Source organism: uncultured Rothia sp., assembly GCF_937976295.1.
Classification (GTDB): Bacteria; Actinomycetota; Actinomycetes; order Actinomycetales; family Micrococcaceae; genus Rothia.
Genome location: NZ_CALJRY010000042.1, coordinates 1 through 4,179 on the forward strand (window position 1 = coordinate 1; position 4,179 = coordinate 4,179).

Sequence of the window (4,179 nt, forward strand, 5' to 3'; positions counted from 1 at the left end):
CCCGCCCTCGCTTCGCTTCGGGCACCCTGATGTCACTACGGGCGATACCGCCTTCCTCATATCGAGGTTCTTAGCGCCTGGGTGCGCTAGATAGCCGTCAGGCGCACCCCGTACTCGCCCGCCAGCTCCGCATACGCCTGCACAAAGCGCTGCGCTCGCGCACCCGAGGCACAGAAAACGCCCACGCGCTGATCACGCACCGACTCAAACAGGCTCAGCAGCTCCGCGGGCACGTCGGTTGCCGGCAGGAGCGAACCCGCCGTATCGCTCAGCCGCGACAGCGGCACATGCAGCGAACCCTCATGCTTCACCGATTCCTCACGCTCGGGCACCTCACGCACATCCAGCAGAACCTGCGGGACCTCATGCGCCGACAAGTCCACCGGCACCACACGCGCCGGATCCGGCACCGCCCCAAACGACGTACACGTACCCGACAAGGCATCATACGTCAGCAGAGAGCCCGCCGCCGTCGGCAGACCACTCACATGCTTAAGCACCTCCGTCGCCATCAGCGAACCAACCACAGCCGTCGTCGCACCCAACACCCCGGCAAGCGCACACGACTCCACCGTCTGCGGAATCGTCGGAAAAATATCACGCAAATGCGCGCCATCCGGCTCAAAAAGACTCACCGACCCGCCAAAACGCAAAACCGTGCCCCACACCAGCGGCAGATCCGCAACCTGCGCAGCATCCGCAATCAGATACTTCGACGCAAACGTATCCGTACAATCCACCACACAATCCGGCGCCGACGCGGCAAAAAGATCCAAAATCCAGGACGCATCCACATGCCGCACCGACGTCTCAACCGTCAACGACGGGCACAAATCCAAGGCACGGCGCGCCGCAACCTCCGCCTTCGACTCACCCACATCAGACACACCAAAAAGCGGCTGACGCTGAATATTCGACAACTCCACCGAATCAGAATCCACAATATGCAGATACCCCACACCAGCCGCCGCCAACGCCTGCACCACCGGACAACCCAAACCACCAGCACCAATCACCAACACGCGGGCAGCCGCCACCGCATCCTGATCAAAGCCCGGCAGGCGACGCTGACGGTCCGTGCGCTCGCGATCCAGATGCGCATGCTCCGGATTCACCGGGGTAGGGGAAAGATTTACATCCACGAGACGAAACCCTCCGACGGCGACGACGCCTTCGCGTGCTCACGCACCGGAATACGGCCCGCCTCACGCGCCAACGCGCCCGCCTGCACCGCAAACTTCATCGCCTGAGCCATCGCCACCGGATCCTCAGCACGATTCACCGCCGACGCCAACAACACCGCATCACAACCCAACTCCATTGCCAAGGCCGCATCCGAAGCGGTACCCACGCCAGCATCCAGAACCACCGGAACCTGCGCGCGAGAAGCAATTAGCTCAATATTGTGCGGGTTCAAAATGCCCAGACCGGTACCAATCGGAGCGCCCAACGGCATAACCGCGGCAACGCCCGCATCCTCCAGACGAGCGGCAGCCACCGGATCGTCAGAAGTGTACGCGAGCACCGTGAAATCCTCCGCGACCAGTTGCTCGCAAGCGTTCAACAGCTCCACAGTGTCCGGCAGTAGCGTGTCTTCGTCGTGGATAATCTCGACCTTCACCCAAGAAGTGCCCAGAGCCTCGCGGGCGAGCATCGCGGTCATCACCGCATCAGCTGCGGTGCGGCACCCTGCGGTATTGGGCAGCGGCGCAATATTGAGCTTCTGCAGAAGAGGAAAAATGGGGGTGCCTGCGGCGTGACGGCGCATGGCAACGGTCGTCATTTCGGTGCCGGAGGCGATGAGCGCCTGCTCGAGCAGGTCCATGCTGGTTGCGCCTCCGGAGCCCATGATGAGGCGGGAGGTGAAGGTGCGGTCGCCGATGGTGAGCGGTGTGAGGCTCATGAGTTCTCCTCTGTGGGAACGATGCGGTGGGTGTGTATGGCGTACACACCCACCCAATATGTAGAACGTATATTCTTTTTCTGGAGGGGTGTTAGCCACCCTGAACGGCGGTGAGGGCATCCACCCTATCGCCCTCGTGCAGCGGCACATCCAGCCACGTGGAACGCGGCACAATACTGCGGTTAAGGGCTACCGCCACGCCCGCCTCGGTACCAAACTGATCCATGACAAGGTCAAATACGGTGGGGGCGTTGGTGGTGAGCGGCTCGCCGTTGTAGGTGATGATCATGCGAAATCCTTTCGGGAGGGCGCCGGGTGCACCCGGCGGGGAATGTGTTTAGTGGGTGAATCGTGCCGGGTCGCACGCCTGCATGATGGGCGGAATCTCAGCCCCGCAGGCAACCTCCGCACCGACCTTGCCGGCGAGCGCGGCAAGCAGAATGCCGTGGCGGAAATAGCCCGTGGACACGAGCTGGCGGGTGCCGTCGGCACGGGTGCGGTGCCCGAAGATGGGCAGGTCGTCCGGGGTTCCGGGGCGGGCGCCGACGTTCGCCTCCAGAAGCTCGCACTCTTCAATGGCGGGCACCAGGCGGATCGCGTCACGTAGCAGCTGGTGTACGCCGTCGATGGCGGGCAGCGTGCGGTGGTCTTCGCGGCTGGTTGCGCCGATGCACAGCTCCCCGTCGGGTCGGGGGATGAGGTAGACGGGGCGGGAGTTCACGTAACCGCGCACCACATGCTTGAGGATGGGGCGCGGGGTGCGCAGACGCAGAATGTCCCCGTAGACGGGGCGTAGCGGGTAGTCCCCGTGCAGTGTTGCCCCTAGTCCAGTGCAGATAATGTCGCCCGCGTCCGGGTCGGTAACCCGTTCGGTGCTGAAGGTGACGCCGCGGCGGGTGAGGGCGTCTTTGAGGGCGCGCCTCATGAGCCGCGGGTGCAGCTGATGGTCGCTGGGGATGCTCACGGCACCGGCAATACGCGGTGCCAGGAGCGGTTCGAGGGCGCGCGCCTGCGTGGGGGCGATGGCGTCTGCTGGGCGGTTCATATCCCGGTAGTAGGCGCGGGTGCGTTGCAGGTGCTCGGCGTCGGCGCGGTCGGCTGCGACGATGAGCGTGCCGGTGGTGTCGTAGCCGGTGGGCAGGTTGGTGGCGCGGCTGAGTCTTTCCATGAGGGAGGGGTAGGCGTCGGCGCTGGCGGTCATGAGCGGGAAGAGCGCGTCCTGCTGGAATTGCACTTCTGCGATGGGGGCGAGCATACCGCCGGCGTAGTGGCTGGCGGCGGGGTAGAGCGCCGTGCCGTAGTCGCTGGTTTCGGCGTCGATGAGGTGCACGCTTTCGCCGCGTTCGGTGAGCTCAAACGCGGTGGTGAGGCCAATGATTCCGCCGCCGATGATGGTGATGGTCATGGCTATGCCTTCAGCGCGGGGTTGTCGACGAAGGCGCGGACCATGGCGATTCCGGCAACTCCGGTGGTGCGGATGGCGGGGTAATCTTCGGGAGTGATGTCGCCGATAGCTACGGTGGGTACGGCGGACAGTTCGGCAAGTTCGCGGAGCCCATCAATGCCGAGGGGCGGGCGGTTGGACTGCTTGGTGGGGCTGGGGCGGAACGGCCCGGTGCCGATGTAGTCGATCAGGTGCGCGATCTTGTTGGACTCTTCGACGAGCTGCCGGGTGCCGGTGGTCAGGCCGATGATTGCGTCGGCGCCGAGGAGGGCGCGGGCGTCGGCTACGGGCAGGTCGTCTTGACCGATGTGCACGCCGTCAACGTGTACGCCGCGGGCACGCAATGCGAGGGCGACATCAACACGGTCGTCGACGAGGAGGGTCTGGTGCGGCTGGATGATGCCGGCGATAGCTTCGGTGAGCTGGTAGAGCTCGCGCGCGCTGATGGGCTTGGACCTGACTTGGATGCAGGTGGCGTGTTTAGCTGCCCGGACGGTTTCGAGGGGGTTGTCGCCTGTGACGAGGTAGAGGTTCAGGTCGAGGGGGCGTGCGGGGGTGGTGTAGGGGTGCGTTTCGCGGGTCATGCGGGTCTACGATTCGTCGTCGAGTAGATGTTTTTTGAGAAATTCTCTCATGGAATTTCTGTGGTTAGGTTAGCACAACTGCGTAGTGAGTTGAACATCCTTCAAGTGTTGAGGCGTGTGCGGCTGGCTCGATGGACGATTCCTGTGCTCCTGCAGGGGCCCTATCATATTTGATGGCTCGCTTTGATGCATGCTTGGCGCGCTATACACTTCCTTCGCTCCTACAGGGGCACCCGCCCTCGCAGAGC

5 protein-coding genes are annotated in these 4,179 nt (G+C 63.7%); all 5 read right to left on the bottom strand.

Annotated elements, in window-relative coordinates:
• Positions 1-86: 86 nt before the first annotated feature.
• The 5 genes from Q0216_RS01135 to Q0216_RS01155 all read right to left on the bottom strand — a co-directional run bounded on the left by Q0216_RS01135 (position 87) and on the right by Q0216_RS01155 (position 3,931).
• Positions 87-1,142, bottom strand: coding sequence for a ThiF family adenylyltransferase (locus tag Q0216_RS01135; RefSeq protein ID WP_298592255.1), 1,056 nt, complete (start codon positions 1,140-1,142; stop codon positions 87-89).
• Complete coding sequence (locus Q0216_RS01140) at positions 1,133-1,903, bottom strand: thiazole synthase (protein WP_005509016.1); 771 nt, start codon at positions 1,901-1,903, stop codon at positions 1,133-1,135. Before Q0216_RS01140 ends, Q0216_RS01135 begins: the two co-directional genes overlap by 10 nt.
• Positions 1,904-1,994: 91 nt before the next feature.
• Complete coding sequence (thiS, locus tag Q0216_RS01145; protein WP_012904135.1) at positions 1,995-2,192, bottom strand: sulfur carrier protein ThiS; 198 nt, start codon at positions 2,190-2,192, stop codon at positions 1,995-1,997.
• A 48-nt stretch (positions 2,193-2,240) separates the two neighbouring features.
• A complete protein-coding gene (thiO, locus tag Q0216_RS01150; RefSeq protein ID WP_298592262.1) occupies positions 2,241-3,308 on the bottom strand; it encodes a glycine oxidase ThiO in 1,068 nt (355 codons plus the stop codon).
• 2 nt (positions 3,309-3,310) lie between these two features.
• Positions 3,311-3,931 (bottom strand): thiamine phosphate synthase, encoded by a 621-nt coding sequence (locus Q0216_RS01155; protein ID WP_298592264.1) that lies wholly within the window; start codon positions 3,929-3,931, stop codon positions 3,311-3,313.
• Between the last annotated feature and the right edge of the window lie 248 nt (positions 3,932-4,179).

What these genes read in the sequence shown, in the direction of transcription:
- Q0216_RS01140 (WP_005509016.1), bottom strand. Translation starts at nt 1,903, where the DNA reads ATGAGCCTCACACCGCTCACCATCGGCGACCGCACCTTCACCTCCCGC.
- thiS (WP_012904135.1), bottom strand. Translation starts at nt 2,192, where the DNA reads ATGATCATCACCTACAACGGCGAGCCGCTCACCACCAACGCCCCCACC.
- thiO (WP_298592262.1), bottom strand. Translation starts at nt 3,308, where the DNA reads ATGACCATCACCATCATCGGCGGCGGAATCATTGGCCTCACCACCGCG.
- Q0216_RS01155 (WP_298592264.1), bottom strand. Translation starts at nt 3,931, where the DNA reads ATGACCCGCGAAACGCACCCCTACACCACCCCCGCACGCCCCCTCGAC.